This is a genomic window from Microbispora hainanensis (assembly GCF_006874475.1).
GTDB lineage: Bacteria > Actinomycetota > Actinomycetes > Streptosporangiales > Streptosporangiaceae > Microbispora > Microbispora hainanensis.
Genome location: NZ_VIRM01000036.1, coordinates 20,626 through 44,989 on the forward strand (window position 1 = coordinate 20,626; position 24,364 = coordinate 44,989).

Below are 24,364 nucleotides of genomic sequence, written 5' to 3' on the forward strand. Positions count from 1 at the left end.
TTGCCCGGAGGCGACGGGAAGCCAAAGCCGACATTGCCGATCGGTGCCGTCCGTACGGGCACGAAGGCAGCCAAAGCAGGCCAGCGACACGGACCACCCCCCACGGGGATCAGCAAGCTGTTCCAGGCCGCGCGTAGCAACTCGTGAAGTCGCGCCGGTGCTCAGCGAGGGGCCGTGATGATAGGCAGAGTGACGTGCACGAGCATGCGGTCATTCTGAATGAACTGGCGCAGGGCCTTCGTCCGATGCCGCAGGGTGTCGTCTGGTTCGAGGGGCTGGAAGCCGAGCACCAGTTGGTCGTGCTCCGCGAGCTTGCCTACTACTGCATGCAGGCCGGTGCCGTCGCCGAGGACGGGCCGGAAAGTGTCCAGTTGGCGGGTATTCGGGTCACCCACACTCCGGCGGTACTGATAACGCGCGGGCGACTGCCCGGGCAACTGGCGAAGATCGTCAATCTGCCACAGGACGAGCACGTCAAGGCATTCCGTCTTCTGGTCGCGCTCCTGACGGTCGCGGATGGGCGTCGGCGTGAGCGCTACTGCGCCGCCGGATGCGGCCACGCATGGCACCACCTGAAGAACCTACGCGAAACGGAACGGCCACTGCCCGATCGCGAAGGGATCCGGGCCTCTGAACAAGCTTGCCGGCCTGGCGCTGCGTACAGCGACCGCTACCGCGACGCCCGTTCATGCGACCAGCCCGTAACCGCCTCCAGCGGGGCTGACTGGCTCCGTTTTCAAGCAATTCGCTTATTACGAGCGGGATGGGCGCTTGTGTAACGTGCCGTTCGTGACTGCCGAACCGCATCCCCGCCTGACGGATGTGTTTCCCGACCTCGCCGCCGAGATCATCACTCTGCTGCGCGAGCAGGACGAAAGCGATCCGCTCGCCGACACGGTCAAGGACCTGCTGTTCTACGGCGTGTGCACCTGTAAACCCACGTGCGCCAACCTCTTGACCGCCCCGCCAGGGTCTTCAGGTTGCTATGTGGTGCAGTTGGAACGCGACGGTGACCACGTTGTCTGGCTGAGCTTGGACTCGACCGCGACGAAGATCACGGACATCGAGGTTCTCGACGGACGGGACCTCGGTCCGGCGAGCCGCCGGCAGAGCCCCTCTGTCTGACGAGGCCTCGCGGCTTTCGCGTATCGGCCTGTCACCGTCATGGGCAGGAAAGATCGAGGTCAGGGCAGCATTTCTCGCTCGAAGGATTCGCGTCCTGACGTGTCGAACCGGGCGCAGAGCTCCTGGATCTCGTCCTTGAGAAGGACGATCTGCGAGAAGCCGACCAGCTCGCCGTCCACTCGGATCGGTGAGACCGTGACCAGGATCGTGGTTTTGCCGTACGGCCTGGCGACGTAGCGCACCGGCTCGACGCGGCCCTCTTCGAAGAGCCGGAGCATGGCGTCGAAACGGGGATTGGTCACCGCTCGGCGATGTCGCTTCCGGACGTCGTCTCCGATGTATTCGGGCTTCCGGTCGAGGTGCTCCGAAGCCCACTTGTTGTAGTACATCACCGTTCCGTGGCGATCCAGGATGGTGACTCCGACGCCGGCCTGTTCGAGGATCCGGTCCGCCCATTGGTCCAAACCCCAGTCCGCGGCGATGTGGTTCATTCATGCCTCCCAATGGGGAATCTGTAGATCCTGTTATCAGTACAAAGTCTTGACGTCTGCACCCGAGTTCACAATGAGTTCTTCTGGGGGCGAGCCTTCGGCTCACCCGAAGCCTCCCCAGTGGGACCGAGGTGGGTAGCGTCTCGACCATGACGTACGACCTGACCGATCTTCAGCTGTTCCTACAGGTAGTCGACGAGGGCAGCATCACCGGGGGCGCGGAGCGGTCACACCTGTCGCTGGCTTCGGCCAGCACGAGGATCAAGGCGATGGAGAAGGCTCTGGGAGCGCCGCTGCTGATCCGGCATCGCCGTGGTGTCGTGCCGTCACCGGCAGGGTGGCTGCTGGTGGCCCATGCCCGTCAGGTCGTTGAGCAGATTGCTCGGATGCGTTCTGAATTGTCGCGATATTCCGACGGCCTGCGGTCCACATTGGTGATCTCGGCGAATACTTCGGCAACCGAAACGCTCGTGTCGTCGGTGATAGTCGGCTTCATGGCCGACAATCCCGACATCGACCTGGAGCTGGAGGAGCGGCCGAGCCACGAGATAGTCGCCGCCGTCACCGACGGCCGGGCGGAGCTGGGGATCATCGCCGACACGGTGGACTCGGGCCGGCTGGAACGGGCGATGCTGCGTCCCGACCCGCTGGTCGTCGTCACGCCGCCAGGCCACGCGCTGGCCGCGCGGGCTCACGTCGCGTTCAGCGAGTGCCTCGGCCACCCGTTCGTCGGCTTCACCGAGGGGAACCCGCTGCAGGAGCACCTGAGCGGGCAGGCCCAGCCGCTCGGGCTCCGCCCTCGCTATCGGGCGCATCTGCCGACGACGGAGGCGATCTGCAGCGCGGTGGCGGCCGGCGTCGGCATCGCGGTGGTTCCCGCGCGCGCGATCGACCGTTGGCGGCGTACGTACGACCTGCGGGTCGTGGACCTGACGAACTCCTGGGCCAAGCGCAACCTGCTGTTGTGCGGCCGGCGCTGGTCCGGGCTCTCCGGCGCCGCGGCGGCGCTCGCCGTACGCCTCACCGCACACGAGGTGCCCCCCGCCCCACCGGACGACGGCGGCGTGGCCTGAGCGTGGGAGAGGGCGCCGCCTGGTTCACCGGCCGTAGAGCAGCGAGGTCCACGCATTGGTGAGCACGTCGATGAGGACCTGCTCGTCGTCGAAGGGCGGCACCCCTGCGGCGGCGAGGTAGTAGAGCCGTTCGCCCAGCCAGGTCAGCGAGGCGGCCACGGCGCGTACGTCCGCGTCGCCGAGGTGCCGCAGCGCCTCCGGGTCGGATCGGATGCGGGCCACGGCGGCCTCGGTGAACAGGTCCATCTGTTCGAGCCACAGGGCGCGCAGGTCGTCATCGGAGCCCCAGCTCTCCACGATCGCCATGAGCACGCCCGCGTTCGCGCGCCACAGCCGTGCGCCGTCGGTCACGCCGGCCCGGAGCGCGGCAGCCGGGTCCTGCCGCCCGCCGGTCCAGGGCTCGGCCGCCTGCTGTCCCTGCGTCACGGCCTCGCGTACGAGCTCGGCGAGCACCGCCTGCTTACTCGGGAAATAGAAGTAGAAGCTGGCCCGGGACACCTTGGCCGCGGTCAGGATGTCGCTCACGCTCAGGGTGTCGAAGCAGCGCTCCCGCAGCAGCTCACGCGTCGCCGACAGGATGCGCTCCCGAAGCTCTGCGGAGGCCGCGGCGCCCGAACGGCGCGCGGAGGGAACGGTGCGCTTGGAAGACATGCGACCAAGAGTACGACGGCATGTATGGACGGCACGTCCATACATTTGATCTGGACGATATGTCCAGACAGTGTGTATGGTCCTTGCCATGACGCACATCGCGATCCATCTGGTCGTCTCCGATCCCGACAAGGCCGCCGCCTGGTACGCCGAGGCATTGGGCGCGCGCGAGACCGGCCGTCTCACCCTGCCCGGAGGGCGCACCCTGACCGTCGACCTCGTGCTCGGCGACACCCGTCTCGCTGTGGCAGGGGAGATGCCCGAGCGGGGCATGTGTTCCCCGGCCGCGCTCGGCGGCACGTCCGCGGCCCTGCACCTGCAGGTCGCGGACGTCGACGCCGCCTGGGAACGGGCGCTGAAGGAGGGCGCCACGGTCTTCGAGCCCCTGCACGACGCCTTCTGGGGTGAGCGCACCGGCCAGTTGCTCGACCCGTACGGGCATCGCTGGGCACTGAACCAGCACATAAGAGACGTGTCGCAGGAAGAGATCGCCGCCGCCGCCGCGAAGCTGTTCACCGGATCGGTGACGGCATGAGATACCGGACGCTGGGCGCGAGCGGCCTGCGGGTCTCCGAGCTGATCCTGGGCGCCATGACCTTCGGCGAGCAGGGCGGCGTCGGCGCGCCGCTGCCGGAGTGCCGGCGCATGCTCGACCTGTACGCCGAGGCCGGCGGCAACATGATCGACACTGCGATCAACTACCGCGACGGGGCCAGCGAGCGGATACTCGGCGAGCTGCTGGAGGGCAGGCGCGAGTCGTTCGTGCTGGGCACGAAATACACCGTGTCGCGCGACCGCGCCGACCCCAACGCGGCCGGGAACCACCGCAAGAACCTGCGGGCGTCGCTGGAGACCAGCCTGCGCCGGCTGCGTACGGACTACCTGGACGTCTACTGGGTGCACATGTGGGACCGCGACACGCCGATCGAGGAGACCATGCGCGCACTGGACGACGCGGTCCGCTCCGGCAAGGTTCTGTACGTGGGGATCTCCGACGCCCCCGCTTGGATCGTGTCGCGGGCCAACACGCTGGCGCAGTGGCATGGGTGGAGCCCGTTCATCGGTCTCCAGGTGCCGTACAGCCTGCTCCAGCGTGACATCGAACGCGAGCTGCTGCCGATGGCCGAGTCGCTGGGGCTGGGCGTCACCGCGTGGAGCCCGCTGGGCGGCGGCGTGCTGTCCGGCAAGTACACCCGCCCCGGCGCCCCCGCGACCGGTGGCCGGCTGAAGGCGGAGTCGCTCTCGGCCCGTGATCACGCGATGTCCCGGGTGGTGCAGGACGTCGCCGACGACCTCGGCGCGACGCCCTCCCAGGTGGCCATCGCGTGGACCGCGAGCCGGTCGCGCGTGATCCATCCCATCGTCGGGGCGCGCGATCTCGACCAGCTCCGCGACAACCTCGCCGCCGCCGACCTCACCCTGCCGCCGGAAAGCATCGCCCGTCTGGAGGAGGCCACCGGCTTCGAGCTCGGATTCCCCGGGGACTTCATCTCCCAGACGTCCCCGTGGGTCTTCGGTTCGGCGCTCGTGGGCTGACGTCACGAAAAAGCCGGACCTTCTCAGGTCAGCGCCTGCTTCAGGAGCGCGGCGATCCTCGCCTCGACCTCGGGGGTCAGCTCGGTCAGGGCGTACGACGCCGGCCACATGGCGCCGTCGTCGAGGTTGGCCGCGTCGCTGAAGCCGAGCGTCGCGTAGCGGGCCTTGAACTTCGCCGCGGCCTGGAAGAAGCAGACCATCTTGCCGTTGTGGGCGTACGCCGGCATGCCGTACCACAGCTTCGGGGTCAGGGTGGGCGCGCTGGCCTTGATCACGGCGTGCAGCCGCTCGGCGATGACCCGGTCGGACTCCGGCATCTCGGCGATCTTCGCGAGCACCTCGCTCTCCGTGTCGGCCTTGGCGCCCCGCCGCGCGCTCGTCTTGAGCTCCTTGGCGCGATCCTTCATCGCGTCGCGCTCTTCCTCGGTGAACCCGTCGTACGTCTGGCCCTTGGCGGTGGTGGTCTTCGACATGACGACTTCCTCTCTCTGTGATGTGTCGTTGTGAACGGTGATGGGGGACGGCGTCACCACTGGCCCGCCTGCCGGCGGGCCGGCACGTTGAGCCGGTTGAAGGCGTTGGCGATCGCGATGTTGAGCAGCAGCGCGGCCAGCTCCTTCTGGTCGAAGTGCGTGGCGGCCATGTCCCACACCTCGTCGGGCACGGGGTCGGGCCGGTCGGCGAGCCGGGTCACGGCCTCGGTCAGGGCCAGCGCGGCGCGCTCCTCGTCGCTGAACCACGGCGTCTCCCGCCACGCGGCGACGGCGTGCACCTGGTCTGCGGTCGCGCCGTGCCGCCGGGCCTCGTGGACGCCCCCGGCGACGCAGGGAGCACAGCCGTTGATCTGGCTGGCCCGCAGGTGGCTCAGCGCCAGCACCCTGCCGTCCACTCCGGCGCCCGCGACGGCCCTGTTGAGCGCCATCAGGGCCTCCATCGCCTCGGGGATCAGAGCCGCCGGGTTCGGCATGCGCTCGGTCGACATCGCTGCTCCTTCGTCGCGGGTGTTTCCGACAGGCGTTATCCGACCATCGCCGTGCCCGGTGCCGCCTGCCCCGTGGGACACCGTGGGACACCGATAGCGCTCTTGACCTGCGCGAACGCGTCGCCGATCCGTCCGTACGGGCCGGGACGGGTACGGTGTTTCACGTGTCCAGCCCCCAGGAACGACTGGTGGCTCAGCTCGCCCGGATCAAGGAGCTGAGCGGGCTCAGCCTGCGCGCCCTCGCCCGCCAGACAGGGCTGAGCAGCTCGTCGTTGTCGCGATATCTGACCGGCCGGCTCGTGCCGCCGTGGGAGGCCGTCGTGGCGCTGTGCCGGGCCGTGGGACGCGATCCCCGGCCCCTGCGCGCGCTGTGGGCCGAGGCGGCCGAAGCCGGAGCGGCGCCCGCCCGGCGGCGCAACGATCTGCCGGCCGACCTGTTCGACTTCACCGGCAGGGAAGCGGAGTGCGCGCTGGTCGAAGAGCTGATCCGCACCACCGGAGCGTCGGCGATCGACGGCATGGCGGGTGTGGGCAAGACCAGCCTGGCCGTACACGTGGCCCATCGGCTCGTCCCCGCGTTCCCGGACGGCGGGCTCTATCTCGACCTGCAGGGCTTCACCCCGGGGCAGGAGCCGCTGGAGCCGCACGCCGCGCTGGGCCGGCTGCTGGGCGCGCTGGACGTCACGCACCCCCCGGCCGGCACCGCCGAACGCGCGGCGCTGTGGCGGTCGGAGCTGTCCCGCCTGCGGGTTCTCGTCGTGCTCGACAACGCGGTCGACGCCGAGCAGGTGCGTCCGCTGCTCCCGGGCGCGGGGAAGTCCGCGGTGCTGGTCACCAGCCGCCACCGGCTGGTCAGCCTGGACGCGGTGCCGCCGGTGTCCCTGGAGCCGCTGGCCGACGACGACGCGGCGCACCTGTTCGGCCGGGCCGCCGGGCTCTCGCTCACCGAAGAGGAGGCGGTCGGCCAGGTGCTGCGCCAGTGCGGCGGGCTCCCGCTGGCGCTGCGGATGGCGGGCGCGCGGCTTCGCCACCGCCCGGGCTGGACGGTGGCCGTGCTGGCCGAGCGGCTGCGCGCCACCCCCAGCCGCTTCGACTCGGCCTTCGGCATGTCGCTGCAGCAGCTCGACACGGCTCAGCGCCGCATGTTCCGGCTGCTGGGCGTGCTGCCGGGCACCGACTTCGACGCGTCGGCGGCGGGCGCGCTCGCCGACATGCCGCCCGACCGGGCCGCCGCCGCGCTGGAGGAGCTGGTCGACGCCCACCTGGTGCAGGAGCCCACGCCCGGGCGATATCGGATGCACGATCTGATCCGGCAGTACGCGGCGGACCTCGCCGCCGACGAGGAGCCACGGGCCGAGGCCGCGCTGCGCCGGGTGCTGACGCACTACCTGGCGCAGGCCGTCGCCCACGACCGCACGCTGCCCTCGCCGCACCGCAAGGACCCCGCGCCGGGAGACCCGGCGAAGGCGATGGCGTGGTTCGACCTCGAATACGTCAACCTCGTGGCCTGCTTCGACGCCGCCGTACGGCTCGGCATGGACGAGGTGGTGGCCGAGCTGCCGCAGGCCATGCGGGTCTGGTTCTTCCGGCACCGCGGCACCGACGACCAGGCACGCCTGCTCGAGGCCGCCGCGGACGCCGCGGGGCGTCTCGGCCGTGGTCGGCAGCGGGCCGCGCTGCTCGCGGACCTCGGCTTCGCCCATGCCGCCGCCGGACGTCTCGGCGAGGCGCTGTCGGCCTACGAGGCGGCCGAGCGGTCGGGGCCGGACGACGACATCGCCGCCGCCCTCGCGCTGCGCATCGGCTTCGTACGCCGAGACCTCGGCGACCTCGAAGCGGCGCGGGCGCACTTCCGCCGGGCACGCGAGCTGTTCGAGAAGCTCGGGCACCGGATGGGGCAGTCGCAGGCGCTGGCCTTCGACGGATGGGTGACGCTCCACCTCGGGCGGCGTGGCGAAGCCGTCGAGCTCGCCCGGGCGTCCCTCGCCCTGGCGGACGGGCCCGCGCGGGTCACCGGGCTCGTCACGCTCGGTCTCGCGCTGGCGCCGGACGATCAGGCGGAGTCGCTACGCACGCTGCACGACGCGTTGACGCTGTCCGAGCAGCACAATCTCCAGCACAACCAGGCCTGGTGTCACAACTATCTCGGTGTCGCGCTGCGGATCACGGGTTCGCCCGAGAAGGCGCTCGACCACCACCGGCGGGCCTTCGAGCTGCTGGAACCGCTGGCCGAGGTGCAGATGGAGATCGATTTCCTGCACACCTACGCCGAGACCTGCCGCGCGGCGGGCCGCCCTGACGAGGCGCTGGCCCTGCTCGACCGGACGATCGAGCTCGCGCGTGAGCTGGGCCGGCCGCACGACGAGGAGCTCGCCCGCGCGGCGCGGGACGCCGTGCGCGCCGCCCGCTGAGGCTTTTTTCTGATCATTTCGGGTTCCTGCCCACCGCCCGGCCGTTAGGTTGGGGGGTCGCGGGAGGAGATGATCATGCCGGGTCGTGATGCACCCGTTCCTGCCGGACCTGGACCGGGCGTGAGGCGTCCACACCTGCCGGCGACGCTCGCCGTTCCCGCCTGGCTCGTCGCGGCGGCCCTGGCCGCCGTTCCGACGTGGGAGCTGCGGCGGGAGCGGTGGGAACTGGAGCACGGATTCTTCGAGATCCAGGGGTGCGTCGGTATGCTGGGCGGCGACGAATGGCCGCTCTCCACGCTGCGCGATGACCTGTCGAGGGTGATGGAAACCGCCGAGAGCTGGGCGGTTCCCGCTCTGGCCGTGCTCCTGGGGCTCCTGGCGTACGTACGCGACACGGGCCGCGAGATCGTCGGCCGGCGGGTGGCGGGGCTCCTCGTCGTGATCGCCGTCGTCGAGCCCCTCACCCCGATGTACCTCGAGCCGGAGGGCTGCGTACAGACGATTCCGATACTCAGCGCCGAGTGGTTCCGCAGGGTGCTCGACAGCTGGGGATCGAACCAGCTGTGCCTCCTTCTGGCGGCGGCGCTCGTGTTCGCCGCGGCGCGTACGGCGGCCGGGGGAAAACCGGCCATCGAGAGCACCGGGACGGCGTGGCGTCGTCCGGTGGCGGCTCTGATCGACTACCTGGTCGTCGTCGCGGCTCTCCGCCTGGTCCTGGAACCGGCCTGGTCGCTGGTCGATTCGAGCATCTGGTTCACCTGGTTCGACCAGGGCCTGCTGGGACGACTCGGCGACGTGCTGGAGGGCAGGGGGCGGCCCGAGGAACTGCTCGCCCTGTTCACGTTGCTCCTCTATGTCTGGGCGCAGCACGCCGTGTGGGGGCGGACGCTCGGCAAGCGGCTGCTGCGCGTACGCGTCGTCGACGCGCGGACGGGCGGACGGCTGGGAGCGGGCAGGGCGGCCCTGCGCACGCTGGCCTTCCCCTTCCTCGCCCTCGTTCCTGACATCGGGCTGGTGCTCCTGCTCGCCGGCGGGCTGGCGGCGTTCCTGGACGCCGGCGGCCAGGTCCTGCACGACCGGCTGCTGGGAGCGGCGGTCGTACGTCACCCGTCTCTCACCACAGGCGACCCGCATGCCTCTGATCTCGCGTAGTGACGGTGAAATGCACGTCCACGACGGCGCCTTCTTCGTCGTCGACGTGTCGTCGTCCTGGGACCCCTTCGAGCCGTCCGACCACCGCGGCCTCGGGCTCTCGGCAGAGGACGACCTCGTGAGCCTCACGCTCGAAGCATGGGACGACGAGCCGGAGGACCAGCGCGACGCCTGGGCGGACGTCGTCACCGGCGTCTTCCGCTCGGAGACCGGAGAAGTCTGCGCGACGACGCTGCACTCGGACGTGCAGGACGGGTTCCTGCTGCTCGGCGAGCCGGAACGGCTGTGGAACGTACGGGTGTACACGCGGGCCGATGACGACGCGGATCCGCGGGAGCGGTTCTTAATCCAATTCTGGCCGCGGGAGCCCTCGACCCGCGTCGTGCCCTGAGCAGGTGGCGTCGGTCAACGGCGGGGTCAAGGTATGCGTCCAGCGTGAGCTGTTCTGCCCGTTCTGCAACCTTCCAGGGAGCAGGCGGAACGCCGGGTAGTGAGCCGCTCGGGACTACCGTTGTGTCGCCCGAGACGCGTCACGACGGAGAGGACCGACATGGCAGGCACGCTTCTGGACGAGCTGTACGAGGCCGAGCGGCGGCTGCAGAAGGCGCAGCTCCTCGGTGACGTGGAGGAGCTCGACCGGCTGCTCGACGAGCGGCTCGTCTTCACGGGACCGCCGGACGGCCGCCTGCACACGGAGGCCAAACAGCTCGATCTCCACAACCACCGCTCGCGTACGCAGGTGATGACGAAGGTGGCCGAGGAGGACCTCACCGTCGTCGTCTCGGGGACGACCGGAGTCACGTGCTTCCTCGGCACGCTCGAAGGCACCTTCGCCGGCGAGCCGTTCGCCGGACGGCTGCGCTACACGCGCACCTGGGTGCATACCGACGAGTACGGCTGGCGCGTCCTGGCGGCCCACGCCGGCGAGGCGTGACACCAGGTCACGACGCGCGAGGCCCCTTCGGACCATCGTCCGGAGGGGCCTTCCAACGTGTGCGGCCGGAAATCCGCGAGCAGCGGATCGGCGTGGCTGCGCGTTCACACTGCATGGATCGTGAATCCCTACGACCGACGGCGCTCGCGCCGCCCGCACCGCCTCCCCGGGCCGATCTGGCGGGCCTGTACCGCGAGCACCGGGTCGGCCTGGTGCGGCTCGCGGTGCTGCTCGTCGGCGACCTGGAGACGGCCGAAGACGTGGTGCAGGACGTCTTCGCCCGGCTGCACGGCGGGCGGCGGCCCCCGGATCTGACGCTCGCCTATCTGCGGACCTGTGTGCTCAACGGGTCGCGGTCGGTGCTGCGCCGCCGCGCGGTCATGCTGCGCCGCACGCAGCGGGTCACCGGCCTCGCCGACTCGGCGGAGACCGCCGTCCTCATCGGCGAGTCCCGCAGGCAGGTGCTGCTCGCGCTGGCCCGGCTGCCCCGGCGCCAGCGGGAGGCGCTGGTGCTGCGCTACTACCTCGACCTGGCGGAATCCGAGATCGCCCTGGTCATGGGGGTGGGGCAGAGCACGGTCAGATCCACGACCGCAAGGGCTCTGGCCAGACTCCTTAGCGAACTGGGAGAGGACGAATGAGCGAACCTGCCGAGCGAGCCGAAGGCGAGGGGGCGGCATGAGCACCATCGAGGATCGGCTCCGTGACGCCATGGCGGCCCGTGCGCGTACGGTGCCGGACGACGGCCTCGACCACGCGCTGCCCGCCCCACGCGGCACCCGGCCGCGCGGCCTCGCGATCGCCGCGGCGGCGCTCGCGGTGGCCGGCACGATCGCAGGCGTGGCACGGCTCGCGAACCCGTCTCCGGACCCCCGGGAGGTCGCTCTCTCCGCGACGCTGAGCGGCGCCGCGGATTCGGCGGTCGACGTCTCGGTCTTCCTGTGTACGGACGGCTCCCCCTTCAAGCGCTGCAGGGGCGGCGCGGTCACCACATGGGAGAAGGAGAACATCAGCCGGGCTCTCCGGGCCCGCCGCGACGTGCGGACCATCGTGTTCGAGGACCGGCGGACGGCGTTCGAGAACTTCCGCAGGAGCGACGCGGACCTCGAGTTGCTGGAGGCGACCAGGGTCGAGGACATGCCGGAGTCCTTCCGCCTGAAACTCGTCCCCGGCGCCGACCCCCAGGCCGTGTTGAGGGCGGCGATCGACCTGCCCGGGGTGTCCAACGCCGTGGACGAAGGGTGCCTGAGGAACGACCCGAACGACTCCGGGCGCTGCGACGTCCTCGACGAATGACGCTGAGCGCACGCGCGGAAGGGGCACGGGCGGGAACCGTCCGTGCCCCTCGTGGCCCTACGCGCTGTCAGGACCTCGCTTCCCGGCTCACGGGTCGCAGTCCTCGCTGGAGGAGGACTGGTGCATCATGGGCCGGCTGTAGCTGGTGACCTGCCGTGACTCGGTCACGTACTTCGTCTCGGTGACCGGGCGCTGGTAGGTCATCATGCGCGTATAGCTGACTGGACGGCTCTCGGTGACGAAGCGCGTGGACTGCACCTCGTGAGTCTCCGGCACCATCCGCGTGTAGCTGACCGGACGGCTTTCGGTGACGAAGCGCGTCTGCGTGACCGGGCGCTGGTAGGTGACCTGGCGGGTCACGGGGCGTGACTCGGTGACGTACTTCGTCTCGGTGACGGGCCGCTGGAAGGTCTCCTGGTGGGTGACCGGGCGGCTCTCGGTGACGTAGCTCACCACGGGACGCTGATAGGTGACGTACCGCGTCACAGGACGTGACTCGGTGACGTACCGCGTCTGGGTGACGGGCCGCTGGAAGGTCTCCTGGTGGATGACCGGGCGGCTCTCGGTGACCATGCGCGTGTAGGTCACGGGGCGCTGGTAGGTGATCTGGCGCGTTTCGGTGACCGGACGCATCCGGGTGACCGTGCGCGTCTCGGTGACCGGGCGCTGGTAGGTGACGTGCCGGGTGAACGTGACCGGACGGCTCTCCGTCACCATTCGCGTCTGGGTGACCGGGCGCTGGTAGGTGATGGTCCGCGTATAGCTGATCGGACGGCTGGACGACTGCTCGCTGAGCGTCGGATTGCTGCTGCGCAGCAACGACGAGCGCAGCGACGACTGGCGCAGTGACGCCGAGCGCAGTGACGATGAACGCAGCGACGACGAACGCAGCGACGACTCGCCCAGTGACGACTCGCTCAGCGAGGGCCGCGAGCGCTGGTAGCCGATGTTGCTCTCCGACTGGGTGCTGCCGCTCGACTCCTCGCTCGATGAACCTTCTTCTTCCTGGGCGCTCTCCCGCCCGTACCCGCTCTCCTCCTGGTACGCGCGTCCGCTCTCCCGAGCCGCCTCCTCCGACTGCTCGCCGAGGTCGGTGCCCGGCTCATCGGCCCGCGGCGCGCTCAGCGCGGCGGCGAGGCCGGAGGGGTGGGCGGTGGTGGCGGCCGATGCGATGGCCGGCCAGAGCGTGACTGCGGACAGGACTGCCGGACCCAGCAGTAATGAGAATCGAGTGCCGTGCATAGAGATACTCCTCTCCGATCAGCGATCGGGTCGTATCTCAATCGTTGGCACACGCCTCCGGAGCCCGTCCAGGCGAGTTGACCCCTCCCGGGCCGTCCGCTGCGGCAGTTCATGTGTGCCCATGGGCGTGGCTGTCGGCGACGACGCGATGACCAGGCTCCGTTTTGCCCGCACATTTCGCGGGCAATACGCTCGACTAATTGTCGAGACGTTTACGGAATCGGCATTGCGTGCTTTCCGCGAAATACGCAGCTCAGCGGTGGGCGATGACGGCGTATCGCTCGTCGTGGACGGGCTTTCCCCACAGCACCGGGTCGGTCAGCGGTTCCACCGCCACACTCGACGCGTACGGTCGGAGCACCTCGACGAGCGGTTCGGCGCTCACCCCGCCGAGCCAGGGCAGGGAGCGGGCGCCCGGCACGTACGGCGGGCCGTCCCCGGAGGCCTGCCAGTTGCCCTCGATGAGGATCAGCCGGCCGTGCGGGCGCAGCAGACCCATCCAGGTGTGCAACGCGCGCTCCGGCGCGGGCAGGGTCCACAGGAGATGCCGGGCCAGGACGACGTCGAAGGAGGCGCCGGCGTCGGCCGGCGGGTCGCTCGCGTCGCCGGTGAGGACGGGCGCGGTGAAGCCGGCGGCGGCGAGCTTGCCCCGGGCCGTCTCGGCCATCCTGGGGGACAGGTCCACGCCCACCGGCCGATGTCCCTGCTCGGCCAGCAGCAGCGTCAGCGACCCGGTGCCGCAGCCCAGGTCGAGGACGTCGGTGGGAGGCCGCGGCATCCAGGACCGCAGCCGTCCCGCCCAGGCCGTGCGGACCCGGAGGTCGCGCAGCCCATGGTCGGCCTCGTCGTCGAAGGTGTCTGCCTCCGCGTCCCAGTAGGAGGCGATCGACTGCGGATCCAAATCAGGCACGGACGCATCTTGTCACCCGCAGCCGACAAAAGTGGATGCAAAGGGGTAAGGGGGTTGATATCCGCAGGGCTCAGGCGTCATGCGTGAACGGTTCACTCCGGGAGACCCGTGGAGATCCTGTAGAGACATCGAGAGACCCCCGCAGACGCCAGGACCCCGGCAGGAGGATCTCCTGCCGGGGTCCCGCACGTGTGGTGCCGGTGCCGGGTCGCCTCTCGGCGAAAGGCACAACGCGGCTCCAGCCGAACGGTAGTCCGCGAAGGCAAATTAGGTGAGGCCCGGGGACACCTGCACACCGGCCACGCTTCATCCAACCACGTGTCCGGAGTTGTTGTTCCCGGCCACGCCATCTTTTTCCGAGTCGACCTCCGCGGCCCGGTGCTCAACCCCGGAGGAAGAGGGTTTTCCCGGACGTGCCGGGGAACACGAGGACCAGGTGCTCCTCGACCGGGCGCTCCGACGCGTACCTCAGTGCCTCCTCCTGTCCGCGCACGTAGACGCGGACGCGGTAGCGGCCGGGCCCCGCCACGGCGAGGTTCGGCAGGGGCGCGTCGCCCTCTCCGAGGAGCTCGATCCTGCCGCCCATGCTGACGACGCCGGTCTCGGCGACCGTGTCCCAGCCCCTGAGCCGTACGCGCGGAGCCCGGTTCAGCGCCTTCACGCTCACGCAGATCGAGGAGTTCTCCACCGCGGTGCGGACCGAGACGGAGGTCGTGGTCAGCCGGTCGATGACCGCGTCGAATGCCCGGTCGAGCCGGCGGGGCCTGCCCGCGCCGGTGCCGTACGTATCGCCTTCGACGAGGTAGCCGCCGCCCTCGCCCACGAAGAGGGCGGTGGTCGCCCGCCGCACCGCACGCGGGCGGCGCGCGGGGTCCGCGCAGTGAGCGGTCATCTCCGCCTGGTGGTCGTCCTCCTTCTTCTGCGCCTCGGCCTCCGAAAGCACCAGTTCGGGCCGCTTCCGGGCGACCGTGTCCGGGCACAGGAAGACCAGTGCGTTCATGAGCGACCAGCTCCAGTCGTACGCCCCGGCCTGGTCGAGCAGCGTGCGGACGCGTGGCTCGGTGGAGGGGCGGTCGGCGACCCCGCACAGCGCCCGGCCGAAGGCGAGCAACTCCCGGTCGGGCAGCGTCACGAGCCGCGGAGCGTATCCCGCGACGTCCCGTGCTGTGCAGAGGAAGGCGCGCTCACGGTCACGGGGCGGGGTGTCCCCGTAGGACTGGTGGAGCACCGTCCATGTGTCGCAGTCGTCCTCCTCCAAGAGCACGCTCTCGTCATCGGCTGAATGATCGGCCACGATGCTGGTCACCAGCCACTCCGTCTCGTCGGGGGCGCCCGTGCCGGCGGCGCCGGCGTACACGCTCGGAGTCACGTCGAGGCCGGTGTAGCGGCCGTCGGCCCCCCGATCGGCCACGGGCACCGCCAGCAGGAGGCAGCACACCCCCAGGATTCCGGCCGTACGGCGCAGCCGGACGCGCGGGCGGGACCCCGCGGGCCGGACGGCTCGCAGGATCAGGACCCCGTAGACCGTCTGGTAGGCGGCCATGCCCAGGTTCCAGGCGGCCGACGGCCCCCACACCTGCCGGCACCCGGCTCCCACCGTGAGAAGGTCGTAGGCCATGAGCGCGGGGCCGAAAAGGGCCTGCAGCAGCACGTAGGCCGCCACGGCGCGGCCCGTGACCCTGGCGGCACGCCCCGCCCGGGTGAGCAGCCAGACCGCGAAGGCCAGGGGGACGAGGACGAAGTTCCACCCGAGCACGTGCGACAGGCGGGAATACACCGCGATCTCGAGATCCGACCCCGGGCAGACCGGCGGGCTGACCAGCATGTACGAGGTCGTGAACCACGAGTCCGGAAGCACGCTCAGCGTCAGGGGCAGCAGCGACATCACGGTCGCGACCGCCCACGGCCGGAACCCAGGTGACCGCACCATCCCACCACTCCCACTCGCCCGGCCGCGTCCACGAAGAGATCAAATGTACGGACACCTCATGCTCGGGACGATCATCCGGCCGGAAAAGGTGTTGCCCGTCCTCGTCGGGCTCGGGGAGCCTCCCCCGTATGGAACGCGTGCTTCTGACCGGGGCGGACGGCCTCCCGGTTTTCGGTTATGTAGAGGACGAGCGCTATGGGCTGCCGTGCGCCGACCTGGTCGAGGTCATGGGCCCGGGGGCGGTAGACGCGATCATGGAGAAGCTGCCGGGCTGGGCGGTGGCGGGGCCGGTCGAGCTCGGCGAGGCGCTCGCCGCGCGCGGCGCCCGCGTGCTGCGCCACGCCCACGAGATGGCCTGTGACCTGCGTACGGCGCCGCCCGCCGAGGCAGGGCCGCCCGACGGCTTCCGGTTCACGCCCTGCGACCGCCCGGCGGAGGAGCTGTTCGACGCCTGGCGGGCGGCCTATCCGCCGGGCCACCCCGACCACCGGCCCCTGGACGACGCCGCCGCGCTGCGCGACGTCCTCACCCCGGTGCTGGAGGGGAAGGTGACCGGCGAGGTCCTCCCCTGCGGCGTGCTCGCCGTCGACCGGGACGAGGTGGTCGCGGGCGGCGTGCTGGTCACGCTCTACCACGGCCGGCCCTGGGTGGTCGAGGTCTTCCGCCACCCCGGCCGCACGCCCTCCGGCCTCGGCACGCGCATGCTGGCCGCCGTACGGGAGAGGGCGGCGGCCGGCGGATGGGAGCGGCTGGGCCTGGCCGTGTCGGAGGGCAACCCGGCCAGACGCGTGTACGAACGGCTCGGCTTCGCCCCGGTCGGCAGCTCGATGACCGTGGTCGTCCCCGGCTGATCAGAACGCCGTAGGGGCCCGTCACAGGGACGAGACGAACTCCTTGACCTCGCGCTCGTAACGCCCGGGGTCCGCGTTCCAGGAGCCGGTGTGCCCGCCTCCGCTCGTCCGTACGAGCCTGACGATGTCGGGGCGGGCCTCGGCGAACCGCAGTGCAGGACCGGTCGGCACGGTCGCGTCGTCGTCGTCCACGAAGACCAGCGTGGGGATCGTGAACTCGCGGGCGTGCCGCAGGTGGTCGATGTCGTCGAAGGACACGCCGGTGCGCCGTTCGATGACCCATTCGCCGACCGACACGAGGAAGCCGGGCACACCCATCTGCTCGGCCCCGAGGGCGATCGGCGCCCGCCAGTCGATGACCGGGCTGTCGAGGATCATGGCCTTGATCGGCTCGCCGGGCAGGTTGCGCACGGTCATCGGCACGATGCCCCCGCCCATCGACCAGCCGTACAGGACGATCCCGGTCGCGCCCTGCTTCCTGGCGTACGTGACGGCCGCCGCGACGTCCTGCCACTCGGTGGCGCCGAGGTGGAACGTGCCGTCCTCGCTCGCCGGGGCGTTCTCGTCGTTGCGGTAGGTGATGCCCAGCACCGGCATCCCCAGGCTGTGGAAAACCGGCAGCACGCGCAGGGCCTCCGCCGGGCCGCCGTTGCGGCCGTGTACGGCGATCACCCAGGTCGTCGAGGTGCCCTCGGTCCGCCAGCCGGGGAAGTCGCCGAGCGGCGAGGGGATCTTCACATCCGTGTACGGCACGCCGGCGGCGGCCGGGGTCTCGTGGCCCCACAGCCAGCGGTCGAAGTAGGCGCGCACCCCGGGACGCAGCTCGCCGCGCACGACCTCGGTGACCTTCCTGGTCACCGTGCCGGCCCCGCTCGTGACCACCTGGCCCAGCAGTGCGTTGCCGTCCGACCAGGTCAGGCCGTACGTGCCGGGGGCGGCCGTGTCGGAGCCGCCCTTGATGGTGACCTGGTCGCCGTCGACGGCCGTCACCTCCAGGGGATAGCCGGAGGTGTGGACGGGGTCGATGACCAGGCCGGAGTAGTACCAGCCCGCGCCGCCGACGGCGGCCACGGCGAGCACCACGACGACGGCGAGCGTCCACAGCAGGCGGCGCCGCCACCGTCTCGTCCTGAGCATGCCCGCAATCTACTGGGCCTTTTGCGGTTGTTTAAGGGCACATAGTTGTTCAAGGGCACATAGTTGTTCAAGGGCACGCAGTTGTTCAAGGGCACGCAGTGGGCTAAGTGCGGATGACACCTTTTGTGCGCATGAGGAACTCGCCGAGGTAGCCGTCGTGCGGCACCCACGGCGGCATCAGATAGGTGGGAGTGTCCCCCAGGTAGACGTTCCTGATCGACGGATCCTCCACCAGGCGGTCGACCAGCCCCTCGTCATCCGTGATCGCGGTCAGCACGAGCGTGTTCCTGAGCGGTTCGATGCCGTCCGCCCGGCTCCAGGGCGCGAACCACACGCAGGGGAACGCCAGCTCGATGCCCGTTTGAGGCGCGTCCGGCCGGTCCACCCGGAAGACGGCCGGCCGCAGGGCCGCGCTGCCGTCGCCCAGCTCGTCCACCACGCCGTCGCCGCCGAGCACGGGCGTCGCGCCGTTCACGTGGTCGAGCAGGTACTTCTCGATCGCGTGCGCGTCCGCGACCGGCTGGACGGGCAGCACCGCGCGGTCGTCCTCCGGCGGCAGGCTCGGGATCGCCGCCAGCCGTTCCGCGACGGCCTCGGCCACCGGTGCGGGATCGCCCTCCACGAAGACGGCGGTCGCGTTCACGCAGGCGGTCCCCCCGAAGGCGCTGACCGACTCCACGATCGTCCCCAGGTGGGACTCCCAGTCGTGGCCGGTGAGCAGGATCTTGGACCGTCCCGGGCCCTGCGGCAGCACTCTGACGTCGTTGCCGTACTTGTTCACGACCTCCTCGCCGCCGTACACCATGGCGAGGTCGGCGTCGCGGATGACGTCGTCGGCCACCGCGTAGTCGGTCGGCAGGAGCACCACGTGGTCGTCGCCGAACCCCGACTCCCGCAGCGCCGTGATCAGGCGATGCGGGGTGAACGGCTCGCGCCGCGAGGGCCGCACCGCGACCCGGTAGCCGAGCGCCAGGGCCTCCAGCCACAGCGTGTGCACGCCCGGGTGGTTCCCCGCGGCGTGCACGGCGAAGACGTCGCCGCGCCGCGTCCAGACCGCGTGGCCGTTGCGGGTGAGCGGGTCGCGCCAGTCGTCCACCGCGCCCTGCGGACGGGCGTACCGGGTGGTGCGGTACGCCTCGGCGGCGCGCCGTCCGATGCCCTCGGTCGCCGCCCTGACCACGGTGATCGGCATCCCCGAGACGCGGGTGACGATGTGCTGGTATTCCTCCGCCGTGATGCCGTCCACCACGCCGGTCGCGAAGAGCCGTCCCGCCCTGGCGAGGGCCGCCGCCCGATCGTGGGCCGGCAGGGTCCGCGCCTCATGCAGGGCCGCCATCGTCCGCTGCACGAACAGCCGCGGCACCAGGCTCAGCTCGGCGACCGGCGTCCCGGTCAGCTCGGTGATCGTCAACCGGCTGCGGCTGTGGTAGGGCCCGCCCGTGCCCAGCGCGCCGAGCCGGATCAGCTCGTCCATCAGTACACCCCCTCGATGACCTGCTCGTTCTCGAAGGTGGGGAGCGGGCCGACGTCGGCGACGGAGTCGCCCAGCTGCCCCGGCGGCGCCGCCACACGCGTGGCCAGGTCGCGTTCGAGGTTGTTGGGCAGCAGGAAGCTCTTGCTCACGTGGTGCATCACCACCTGGCCGCGGTCGCCGTACCGGACGGGCTCGCCGCTCTCCGGGTCGACCACGGAAAACGTGATGAAGGGCGAGAACGTGTCGAAGATGACGATGTCCTGCTCCGGCGGCACGATGCGCTCGCCCAGCCCGCCGAGGATCATCGTGCTGCCGTACGTGCCGTGCAGCCTGACGTCCGGGAAGACCTCGGTGCGGAGCAGATAGTGGGTGTCGGGGTCCATGTGCGCGCCGCCCCAGCCGATCGCGTCGATCTTCGCGTTGATCAGGTCGACGAGCGCGTTCCTGCGGGCCAGCCGCGTCAGCAGCGGCGGTGTGGTCACCAGGACCCGCACGTCCTGGGTCTCCAGGATGCGGGCGCACTGGTCGACCAGGTGCTCGGCGTAGCGCTCGGCCTCCTCGGCGCGGCCCTCGGCGATGCACCTCTTGACCCATCGGGGGTCCATGTCGACGGTGAAGTGGACGCCGCCCCGCCGCGCGGCCTGCCAGCGGACCAGCTCGCCGAAAATGTGCGGTCCGGTCGGCACGAGCGCCAGCCAGTGACCGCTCTCGGGGTAGCCCTTGGCCTGCAGATCCTGCTCGGTGCGGTGAGTCAGCCGTTCCATCCAGTCGCGCAGCAGCACGACGCGCTTGGGCCGCCCGGTCGTGCCCCCGCTCTCGTACACGCCGACCACGTCAGCGTCCGGGCCGTACCCCCGGGGGATCAGGTCCTCCACCCGGACGTCGCGCAGCTCGTTGGCCACGTTGGGAAACCGGCGCAGGTCCTCGAAGGTGCGCACGTCCTCACGCGGGTCGAAGCCGAGCGTCTTCGCCCGCTCCAGCCAGTACGGCGAGCCGGTCTCGGGGCTGAAGTGCCACCGCATGGCGGCCTCGATGAACTTCGGACCCTCCGGGACCTGGTCGAACGGGCAGTCGAGGATCGGATCTGTTGACATATCCGGCCCCTTTGACTCGGAAATCCCCTGAAAAGCCAGGCTATTTCCGGGCGATTCGCCACCAGGTCAAGAGATCCCGGCACTGCGGAAAAGACCGGGCACCGGATCGTCGGTACCGCGGCCGGTTCCCAAGGGCCGGATTCGGGGGCGTTCTCCCTGCCGGTCTCTCTGTGTGCCCGTCTCTCTGTGTGCCCGTCTCTCTGTGCCGGTTGGTCAAGGGCGGGGGGAGGTGCGCTGCCAGAGCCGGCCCTGGCCCTTCCCCGTCGCGGCCCGGCAGCGGGGGCACACCCTGCGCACCTCGTCGGCCGCGCCGCCCGACTCCGGGAACGCGTCCGGCCAGGGGACGTGATGGAACCGGTACAGCCGCGACCGGCTGATCGCGAGCCCGCACACGGTCTGGTTGGTGCCGGGCCACCAGGCGTGCGCCTCGCCCGCGGGCTTGCGTACGCCGTCCTCGTCCCGCCACTCGCCCGAAGCGGCCACCGAAGGCTCCCCACGCGGCATGGCGCCTCCTCACCTCTCCGCCACACGGTTCCCGCAGGCGGCGGGGCCAAGCATCAGCAGGGAACCTTGACGCGGGAGAGGCGCGGCGCGAGGGAGGGCAGAGCCTCCGTCACGCCCACCTTGACGACGGCGCTTGAGCCGATCACCGCTCCCTTCGGCGTACGTGTCGTCACCTTCCTTGGCCTGGCATCCGCTTCGATCTCCCTGCGCGACTCCTCGGGATCCGCGCCCCTGGCGACCATGTCCCGGACGATCCGGTCGATGTCCGCCCTGCTCAGGGGCCGGGTCGTGAACGATCTCGTCCTGTCGCGGGTCGCCACCGTGCGGTCGCCCAGGTAGCGATAGGTGCTCTTGTCGAAGATGAGCTCGGTCCGGGCGTAGTCCTCCTCCATCGTGACCCCGATGCCGTGCCGGCCCGCCGCATCCACGGCGTCCGGGACGATGGTGATCCCGTCGATTCCGGCGGCGATCCGGAACAGTGCCGCCGTGAGGGCCGGGCGGAAGACGCTGTCGCGGATGAGGTTCCCCACGGCTCCCCAGAACCGCAGGTGCTCCGATATGGCCGTGGCCTTGGCCGCCTCGGTCTCGATCCGCCGCCGCAGCCAGGCCTCGTCGAGAGGCCAGGTGGCCATCCGCGATGCGGTGACGGCGTCGGCCGACGGGCAGGTGGGAGTGTCGGTCAGCGTGTCAACGGGCTCCTTGCTGAGCTCCAGCGGCGGGCTGGGCAGCGCGATGCCCGGAGCGGGAGCCGTGCCGATCTGCCGTTCCCGGCGGAGCCAGGGGCCGGTGCCGCCGGCCGGGATCCAGCGCTCCTCGGTGCCCGTGACCTGCATCCCGGCACTTCTCACGGACCAGTAGCTCATCGTGCGCATCTTGAGGTGGACGTACTCACCGGGGCGACGCTCTGGCTCTGCCGCGGCGGTCCGCGCGGCGCGTTCCAGGAGTTCACGCGCGTTCGCAGGAGGCGCGGCCAGAAGCCCGGCGACGCCGCTGGGCCCGAATCTGTCCGGCCGGATCTCCGCCACGAGCACTCCTGCGGTGAGCGCGGCGGCCACGCCGGCCGCGAGCGCGATCCTCAGCCCTGTGCGGGAGACCGGCAGCATCCAGGCCCGTGATCGCGGCGCGCGGGCCGCGGCCAGCAGCGCGCCGCGCGCGCCGCACAGGTCCTCGTCCGAGCCCTCGGGCACCTCGGCCCACAGCCGGCGGACAGGGGTGATTTCATCCATCGTGGTCCTCCAGGGTCGCCAGGGCCTCGCGGATCTTCCTGCGTGCTCTGTTGAGTCGTGAGCGGACGGTGCCGAGGGGGATGCCGAGCGCCCGCGACACCTCCTCGTAGGTCAGGTCGGCCCAGGCGACGAGCAGCAGCACGTGGCGGTCGCACGGTCTGAGCGCGGCGAGCGCCGCCGCGAGCGGCAGGTTCACCGCCAGCGTCGTCACTTCGTCCTCCACCAGGCCGCCGGACGCGTCAGCGGGGTGGACGCCGCTGCGGACGTATGCCCGATAGAGGGTGATCTCGTTGCGCCGGCGCTTGCCGATGACGTTGGAGGCGATGCCGTACAGCCAGGGACGGGCGTCGGCGTGGCGGACGTCGTAGCGATGCCGGTTCTGGAATGCGGCGAGGAACGTCTCGGACACCACGTCCTCGGCGTTGTCCGGCCCCAGGCGGCGGACGGCATACCGGTGCAGGGAGGGCGCATGCCGGTCGAAGAGCACGGCGAAGATCTCGGGCTCCCGCAACGACCGCTGGATCAGCGTCATGTCCGCGGCGTCGACGGCCGTGGCGGATTCCGCCATGAATATCGGGCCCCTTCATCAGTCGCCTCGCGCGACGGCGGGTACGGTCGCCCTCTATTACCGGCCGACCGCGAAATGGTTCACGATGCCGGGCGGCGAAGAATTGGGATGCCGATCGTGAAACCGGCAAGTACCCTGCGCGAGGAGCGAGAAGGGAACGCGGCTGTGGGACACGTCGAGGTCGGGCATCTGACGCATGTGCTGCCGGACGGCAGGACGCTCCTGAACGACGTGTCGTTCCGCGTGGGGGAGGGCGTCAAGGCGGCCCTGGTCGGGCCGAACGGCGCGGGCAAGACGACCCTGCTGCGGATGATCGCGGGCGATCTCCAGCCGGTCGAGGGCTCGGTGGCCCATTCGGGCGGGCTCGGCGTGATGCGGCAGTTCGTCGGCAACATCCGGGACGGCCGCACGGTGCAGGACCTGCTGGTCAGCGTCGCGCCGCAACGGGTCAGGACGGCGGCCGAACGGCTCGACGCCGCCGAGCTGGCGATGATGGAGCGGGACGACGAGAAGACCCAGATGCGGTACGCCCAGGCGATCACCGACTACACCGACGCCGGGGGCTACGACATCGAGGTGCTCTGGGACGCCTGCGCGATGGCCGCCCTCGGCACGCCGTACGACCGGGTGAAGTATCGCGAGGTCGCCACGCTGTCGGGCGGCGAGCAGAAGAGGCTCGTGCTGGAGGCCCTGCTGCGCGGGCCCGACCAGGTGCTGCTGCTCGACGAGCCCGACAACTACCTCGACGTGCCGGGCAAGGTGTGGCTGGAGACGGCGCTGCGCGAGACGCCCAAGACCGTGCTGCTGGTCTCCCACGACCGGCAGCTGCTCGCCAACGCCGCCGACCGGATCGTCACGGTCGAGTCCGGCAACGTCTGGATCCACGGCGGCGGCTTCACGACGTACGCCGAGGCGCGGCGGGAGCGCAACGAGCGGCTCGACGAGCTGCGCAGGCGCTGGGACGAGGAGCACGCCAAGCTCAAGCGCCTGGTGGTCATGCTCAAGCAGAAGGCCACCTACAACGACGGCATGAGCTCCGCCTATCACGCCGCCCAGACCCGGCTGCGCAGGTTCGAGGAGGCCGGGCCGCCGGAACTCTCGGCGAAGGACCAGGTCATCAGCATGCGGCTGCGCGGCGGCCGTACGGGCAAACGGGCCGTGATCTGCGAGAGCCTGGAGCTCACCGGGCTGATGAAGCCCTTCGACATGGAGGTCTGGTATGGCGAGCGGGTCGCGGTGCTGGGCTCGAACGGCTCGGGCAAGTCGCACTTCCTGCGGCTGCTCGCCGGGGAGGACGTGCGCCACACCGGCACCGTGAGGCTCGGCGCGCGGGTCGTCCCCGGGCACTTCGCCCAGACCCACGCCCGGCCCGAGCTGCTCGGCCGTACGCCCTGCGAGATCGTCATGACCGAGCACGCCCGGCTGAAGAACGAGGCGATGAAGGCCCTGGATCGCTACGAGCTCGCCGGGCGGGTCGCCGAGCAGCGGTTCGAGACGCTGTCGGGCGGCCAGCAGGCCCGCCTGCAGATCCTGCTGCTCGAACTGTCGGGAGCCACGCTGCTGCTGCTCGACGAGCCGACCGACAACCTCGACCTTGCCAGCGCCGAGGCCCTGCAGCAGGGCCTGGACGCCTTCGCGGGCACGGTGCTGGCGGTGACGCACGACCGCTGGTTCGCGGCCGACTTCGACCGCTACATGGTCTTCGGGTCCGACGGGCGGGTGTACGAGTCGCCCGAGCCGGTCTGGGACGAGACGCGCGTGGTCCGCCCCCGATAGC

Annotated in this window: 26 protein-coding genes; 13 read left to right on the plus strand and 13 right to left on the minus strand. The window is 70.7% G+C overall.

All coding sequences use genetic code 11. The features are described 5' to 3' along the window. The first annotated feature begins 194 nt into the window (after positions 1 to 194). On the plus strand, positions 195 to 779 hold the full coding sequence (locus FLX08_RS25925) for a DUF5958 family protein (protein WP_208761660.1): 585 nt from the start codon (positions 195 to 197) through the stop codon (positions 777 to 779). 10 nt (positions 780 to 789) lie between these two features. Beyond that, complete coding sequence (locus tag FLX08_RS25930) at positions 790 to 1,125, plus strand: hypothetical protein (protein WP_142622282.1); 336 nt, start codon at positions 790 to 792, stop codon at positions 1,123 to 1,125. Positions 1,126 to 1,184: 59 nt separating this feature from the next. Here FLX08_RS25930 and FLX08_RS25935 read toward each other — a convergent pair whose 3' ends face one another. Beyond that, positions 1,185 to 1,616 carry a PAS domain-containing protein gene (locus FLX08_RS25935; RefSeq protein WP_142622284.1) on the minus strand — a complete coding sequence of 144 codons (432 nt, stop codon included), beginning with the start codon at positions 1,614 to 1,616 and terminating at the stop codon, positions 1,185 to 1,187. 149 nt (positions 1,617 to 1,765) lie between these two features. Here FLX08_RS25935 and FLX08_RS25940 point away from each other — a divergent pair, with 149 nt between their 5' ends. Next, positions 1,766 to 2,689 carry a LysR family transcriptional regulator gene (locus FLX08_RS25940; RefSeq protein ID WP_142622286.1) on the plus strand — a complete coding sequence of 308 codons (924 nt, stop codon included), beginning with the start codon at positions 1,766 to 1,768 and terminating at the stop codon, positions 2,687 to 2,689. A gap of 24 nt (positions 2,690 to 2,713) precedes the next feature. Here FLX08_RS25940 and FLX08_RS25945 read toward each other — a convergent pair whose 3' ends face one another. Then, positions 2,714 to 3,340, minus strand: a complete 627-nt coding sequence (locus tag FLX08_RS25945) for a TetR/AcrR family transcriptional regulator (RefSeq protein WP_142622288.1) — start codon at positions 3,338 to 3,340, stop codon at positions 2,714 to 2,716. 88 nt (positions 3,341 to 3,428) lie between these two features. Between FLX08_RS25945 and FLX08_RS25950 the strand changes: the two genes are divergently transcribed. Further along, positions 3,429 to 3,875: a VOC family protein gene (locus FLX08_RS25950; RefSeq protein WP_142622290.1), complete on the plus strand. Its 447-nt coding sequence runs from the start codon at positions 3,429 to 3,431 to the stop codon at positions 3,873 to 3,875. Further along, entirely contained in the window at positions 3,872 to 4,876 is a 1,005-nt protein-coding gene (locus tag FLX08_RS25955) for an aldo/keto reductase (protein WP_142622291.1), read from the plus strand. The genes FLX08_RS25950 and FLX08_RS25955 overlap by 4 nt, the downstream gene beginning before the upstream one ends. A 23-nt stretch (positions 4,877 to 4,899) precedes the next feature. Here the strand turns inward: FLX08_RS25955 and FLX08_RS25960 are convergent, their stop codons facing one another. Both FLX08_RS25960 and FLX08_RS25965 read right to left on the minus strand, forming a co-directional pair. Beyond that, positions 4,900 to 5,349, minus strand: coding sequence for an iron chaperone (locus FLX08_RS25960; protein ID WP_142622293.1), 450 nt, complete (start codon positions 5,347 to 5,349; stop codon positions 4,900 to 4,902). A 53-nt stretch (positions 5,350 to 5,402) separates the two neighbouring features. Beyond that, positions 5,403 to 5,858, minus strand: coding sequence for a carboxymuconolactone decarboxylase family protein (locus FLX08_RS25965; RefSeq protein ID WP_142622295.1), 456 nt, complete (start codon positions 5,856 to 5,858; stop codon positions 5,403 to 5,405). A gap of 164 nt (positions 5,859 to 6,022) precedes the next feature. Between FLX08_RS25965 and FLX08_RS25970 the strand changes: the two genes are divergently transcribed. From FLX08_RS25970 to FLX08_RS26000, 6 genes are all read left to right on the plus strand, one after another. After that, positions 6,023 to 8,269 (plus strand): ATP-binding protein, encoded by a 2,247-nt coding sequence (locus tag FLX08_RS25970; RefSeq protein ID WP_208761661.1) that lies wholly within the window; start codon positions 6,023 to 6,025, stop codon positions 8,267 to 8,269. A 120-nt stretch (positions 8,270 to 8,389) separates the two neighbouring features. Further along, the gene (locus FLX08_RS25975) at positions 8,390 to 9,421 is read left to right on the plus strand and encodes an RDD family protein (protein WP_167530571.1); all 1,032 of its coding nucleotides are present in this window, start codon (positions 8,390 to 8,392) and stop codon (positions 9,419 to 9,421) included. A gap of 10 nt (positions 9,422 to 9,431) precedes the next feature. Next, positions 9,432 to 9,812: a hypothetical protein gene (locus tag FLX08_RS25980; RefSeq protein WP_142622301.1), complete on the plus strand. Its 381-nt coding sequence runs from the start codon at positions 9,432 to 9,434 to the stop codon at positions 9,810 to 9,812. 159 nt (positions 9,813 to 9,971) lie between these two features. Continuing rightward, positions 9,972 to 10,355 (plus strand): nuclear transport factor 2 family protein, encoded by a 384-nt coding sequence (locus tag FLX08_RS25985; RefSeq protein ID WP_142622303.1) that lies wholly within the window; start codon positions 9,972 to 9,974, stop codon positions 10,353 to 10,355. 113 nt (positions 10,356 to 10,468) lie between these two features. Further along, positions 10,469 to 10,996 (plus strand): sigma-70 family RNA polymerase sigma factor, encoded by a 528-nt coding sequence (locus FLX08_RS25990; RefSeq protein WP_142622305.1) that lies wholly within the window; start codon positions 10,469 to 10,471, stop codon positions 10,994 to 10,996. Between the two features lie 37 nt (positions 10,997 to 11,033). Continuing rightward, complete coding sequence (locus FLX08_RS26000) at positions 11,034 to 11,651, plus strand: permease-like cell division protein FtsX (protein ID WP_167530572.1); 618 nt, start codon at positions 11,034 to 11,036, stop codon at positions 11,649 to 11,651. Between the two features lie 87 nt (positions 11,652 to 11,738). Here the strand turns inward: FLX08_RS26000 and FLX08_RS26005 are convergent, their stop codons facing one another. The 3 genes from FLX08_RS26005 to FLX08_RS26015 all read right to left on the minus strand — a co-directional run bounded on the left by FLX08_RS26005 (position 11,739) and on the right by FLX08_RS26015 (position 15,733). Further along, on the minus strand, positions 11,739 to 12,893 hold the full coding sequence (locus tag FLX08_RS26005) for a hypothetical protein (protein WP_142622309.1): 1,155 nt from the start codon (positions 12,891 to 12,893) through the stop codon (positions 11,739 to 11,741). A gap of 253 nt (positions 12,894 to 13,146) precedes the next feature. Beyond that, complete coding sequence (locus tag FLX08_RS26010; RefSeq protein WP_208761662.1) at positions 13,147 to 13,803, minus strand: class I SAM-dependent methyltransferase; 657 nt, start codon at positions 13,801 to 13,803, stop codon at positions 13,147 to 13,149. A gap of 382 nt (positions 13,804 to 14,185) precedes the next feature. Further along, complete coding sequence (locus FLX08_RS26015; RefSeq protein ID WP_142622311.1) at positions 14,186 to 15,733, minus strand: hypothetical protein; 1,548 nt, start codon at positions 15,731 to 15,733, stop codon at positions 14,186 to 14,188. Positions 15,734 to 15,861: 128 nt separating this feature from the next. Between FLX08_RS26015 and FLX08_RS26020 the strand changes: the two genes are divergently transcribed. After that, on the plus strand, positions 15,862 to 16,584 hold the full coding sequence (locus FLX08_RS26020; protein ID WP_142622313.1) for a GNAT family N-acetyltransferase: 723 nt from the start codon (positions 15,862 to 15,864) through the stop codon (positions 16,582 to 16,584). Positions 16,585 to 16,605: 21 nt separating this feature from the next. Here FLX08_RS26020 and FLX08_RS26025 read toward each other — a convergent pair whose 3' ends face one another. From FLX08_RS26025 to FLX08_RS26050, 6 genes are all read right to left on the minus strand, one after another. Then, entirely contained in the window at positions 16,606 to 17,721 is a 1,116-nt protein-coding gene (locus tag FLX08_RS26025) for an alpha/beta hydrolase family protein (RefSeq protein WP_142622315.1), read from the minus strand. A 103-nt stretch (positions 17,722 to 17,824) separates the two neighbouring features. After that, positions 17,825 to 19,195: an aldehyde dehydrogenase family protein gene (locus FLX08_RS26030; RefSeq protein ID WP_142622317.1), complete on the minus strand. Its 1,371-nt coding sequence runs from the start codon at positions 19,193 to 19,195 to the stop codon at positions 17,825 to 17,827. Beyond that, positions 19,195 to 20,289 (minus strand): AMP-binding protein, encoded by a 1,095-nt coding sequence (locus FLX08_RS26035; RefSeq protein ID WP_142622319.1) that lies wholly within the window; start codon positions 20,287 to 20,289, stop codon positions 19,195 to 19,197. Before FLX08_RS26035 ends, FLX08_RS26030 begins: the two co-directional genes overlap by 1 nt. A 213-nt stretch (positions 20,290 to 20,502) precedes the next feature. After that, positions 20,503 to 20,793, minus strand: coding sequence for a hypothetical protein (locus FLX08_RS26040; protein WP_142622321.1), 291 nt, complete (start codon positions 20,791 to 20,793; stop codon positions 20,503 to 20,505). Between the two features lie 53 nt (positions 20,794 to 20,846). Continuing rightward, positions 20,847 to 22,019, minus strand: coding sequence for a CU044_5270 family protein (locus FLX08_RS26045; protein ID WP_142622323.1), 1,173 nt, complete (start codon positions 22,017 to 22,019; stop codon positions 20,847 to 20,849). Further along, complete coding sequence (locus tag FLX08_RS26050; RefSeq protein WP_142622325.1) at positions 22,012 to 22,587, minus strand: RNA polymerase sigma factor; 576 nt, start codon at positions 22,585 to 22,587, stop codon at positions 22,012 to 22,014. The genes FLX08_RS26045 and FLX08_RS26050 overlap by 8 nt, the downstream gene beginning before the upstream one ends. A gap of 165 nt (positions 22,588 to 22,752) precedes the next feature. On the opposite strand from FLX08_RS26050, the gene FLX08_RS26055 reads away from it, so the two are divergent. Beyond that, on the plus strand, positions 22,753 to 24,363 hold the full coding sequence (locus tag FLX08_RS26055) for an ABC-F family ATP-binding cassette domain-containing protein (protein ID WP_142622327.1): 1,611 nt from the start codon (positions 22,753 to 22,755) through the stop codon (positions 24,361 to 24,363). Position 24,364: the final 1 nt, after the last annotated feature.

Bases quoted from the DNA above. Each gene is read 5' to 3' on its own strand.
- FLX08_RS25935 (WP_142622284.1), bottom strand. From the start codon at position 1,616: ATGAACCACATCGCCGCGGACTGGGGTTTGGACCAATGGGCGGACCGG.
- FLX08_RS25940 (WP_142622286.1), top strand. From the start codon at position 1,766: ATGACGTACGACCTGACCGATCTTCAGCTGTTCCTACAGGTAGTCGAC.
- FLX08_RS25945 (WP_142622288.1), bottom strand. From the start codon at position 3,340: ATGTCTTCCAAGCGCACCGTTCCCTCCGCGCGCCGTTCGGGCGCCGCG.
- FLX08_RS25950 (WP_142622290.1), top strand. From the start codon at position 3,429: ATGACGCACATCGCGATCCATCTGGTCGTCTCCGATCCCGACAAGGCC.
- FLX08_RS25955 (WP_142622291.1), top strand. From the start codon at position 3,872: ATGAGATACCGGACGCTGGGCGCGAGCGGCCTGCGGGTCTCCGAGCTG.
- FLX08_RS25960 (WP_142622293.1), bottom strand. From the start codon at position 5,349: ATGTCGAAGACCACCACCGCCAAGGGCCAGACGTACGACGGGTTCACC.
- FLX08_RS25965 (WP_142622295.1), bottom strand. From the start codon at position 5,858: ATGTCGACCGAGCGCATGCCGAACCCGGCGGCTCTGATCCCCGAGGCG.
- FLX08_RS25980 (WP_142622301.1), top strand. From the start codon at position 9,432: ATGCACGTCCACGACGGCGCCTTCTTCGTCGTCGACGTGTCGTCGTCC.
- FLX08_RS25985 (WP_142622303.1), top strand. From the start codon at position 9,972: ATGGCAGGCACGCTTCTGGACGAGCTGTACGAGGCCGAGCGGCGGCTG.
- FLX08_RS25990 (WP_142622305.1), top strand. From the start codon at position 10,469: ATGGATCGTGAATCCCTACGACCGACGGCGCTCGCGCCGCCCGCACCG.
- FLX08_RS26000 (WP_167530572.1), top strand. From the start codon at position 11,034: ATGAGCACCATCGAGGATCGGCTCCGTGACGCCATGGCGGCCCGTGCG.
- FLX08_RS26005 (WP_142622309.1), bottom strand. From the start codon at position 12,893: ATGCACGGCACTCGATTCTCATTACTGCTGGGTCCGGCAGTCCTGTCC.
- FLX08_RS26015 (WP_142622311.1), bottom strand. From the start codon at position 15,733: ATGGTGCGGTCACCTGGGTTCCGGCCGTGGGCGGTCGCGACCGTGATG.
- FLX08_RS26020 (WP_142622313.1), top strand. From the start codon at position 15,862: ATGGAACGCGTGCTTCTGACCGGGGCGGACGGCCTCCCGGTTTTCGGT.
- FLX08_RS26025 (WP_142622315.1), bottom strand. From the start codon at position 17,721: ATGCTCAGGACGAGACGGTGGCGGCGCCGCCTGCTGTGGACGCTCGCC.
- FLX08_RS26030 (WP_142622317.1), bottom strand. From the start codon at position 19,195: ATGGACGAGCTGATCCGGCTCGGCGCGCTGGGCACGGGCGGGCCCTAC.
- FLX08_RS26035 (WP_142622319.1), bottom strand. From the start codon at position 20,289: ATGTCAACAGATCCGATCCTCGACTGCCCGTTCGACCAGGTCCCGGAG.
- FLX08_RS26040 (WP_142622321.1), bottom strand. From the start codon at position 20,793: ATGCCGCGTGGGGAGCCTTCGGTGGCCGCTTCGGGCGAGTGGCGGGAC.
- FLX08_RS26045 (WP_142622323.1), bottom strand. From the start codon at position 22,019: ATGGATGAAATCACCCCTGTCCGCCGGCTGTGGGCCGAGGTGCCCGAG.
- FLX08_RS26050 (WP_142622325.1), bottom strand. From the start codon at position 22,587: ATGGCGGAATCCGCCACGGCCGTCGACGCCGCGGACATGACGCTGATC.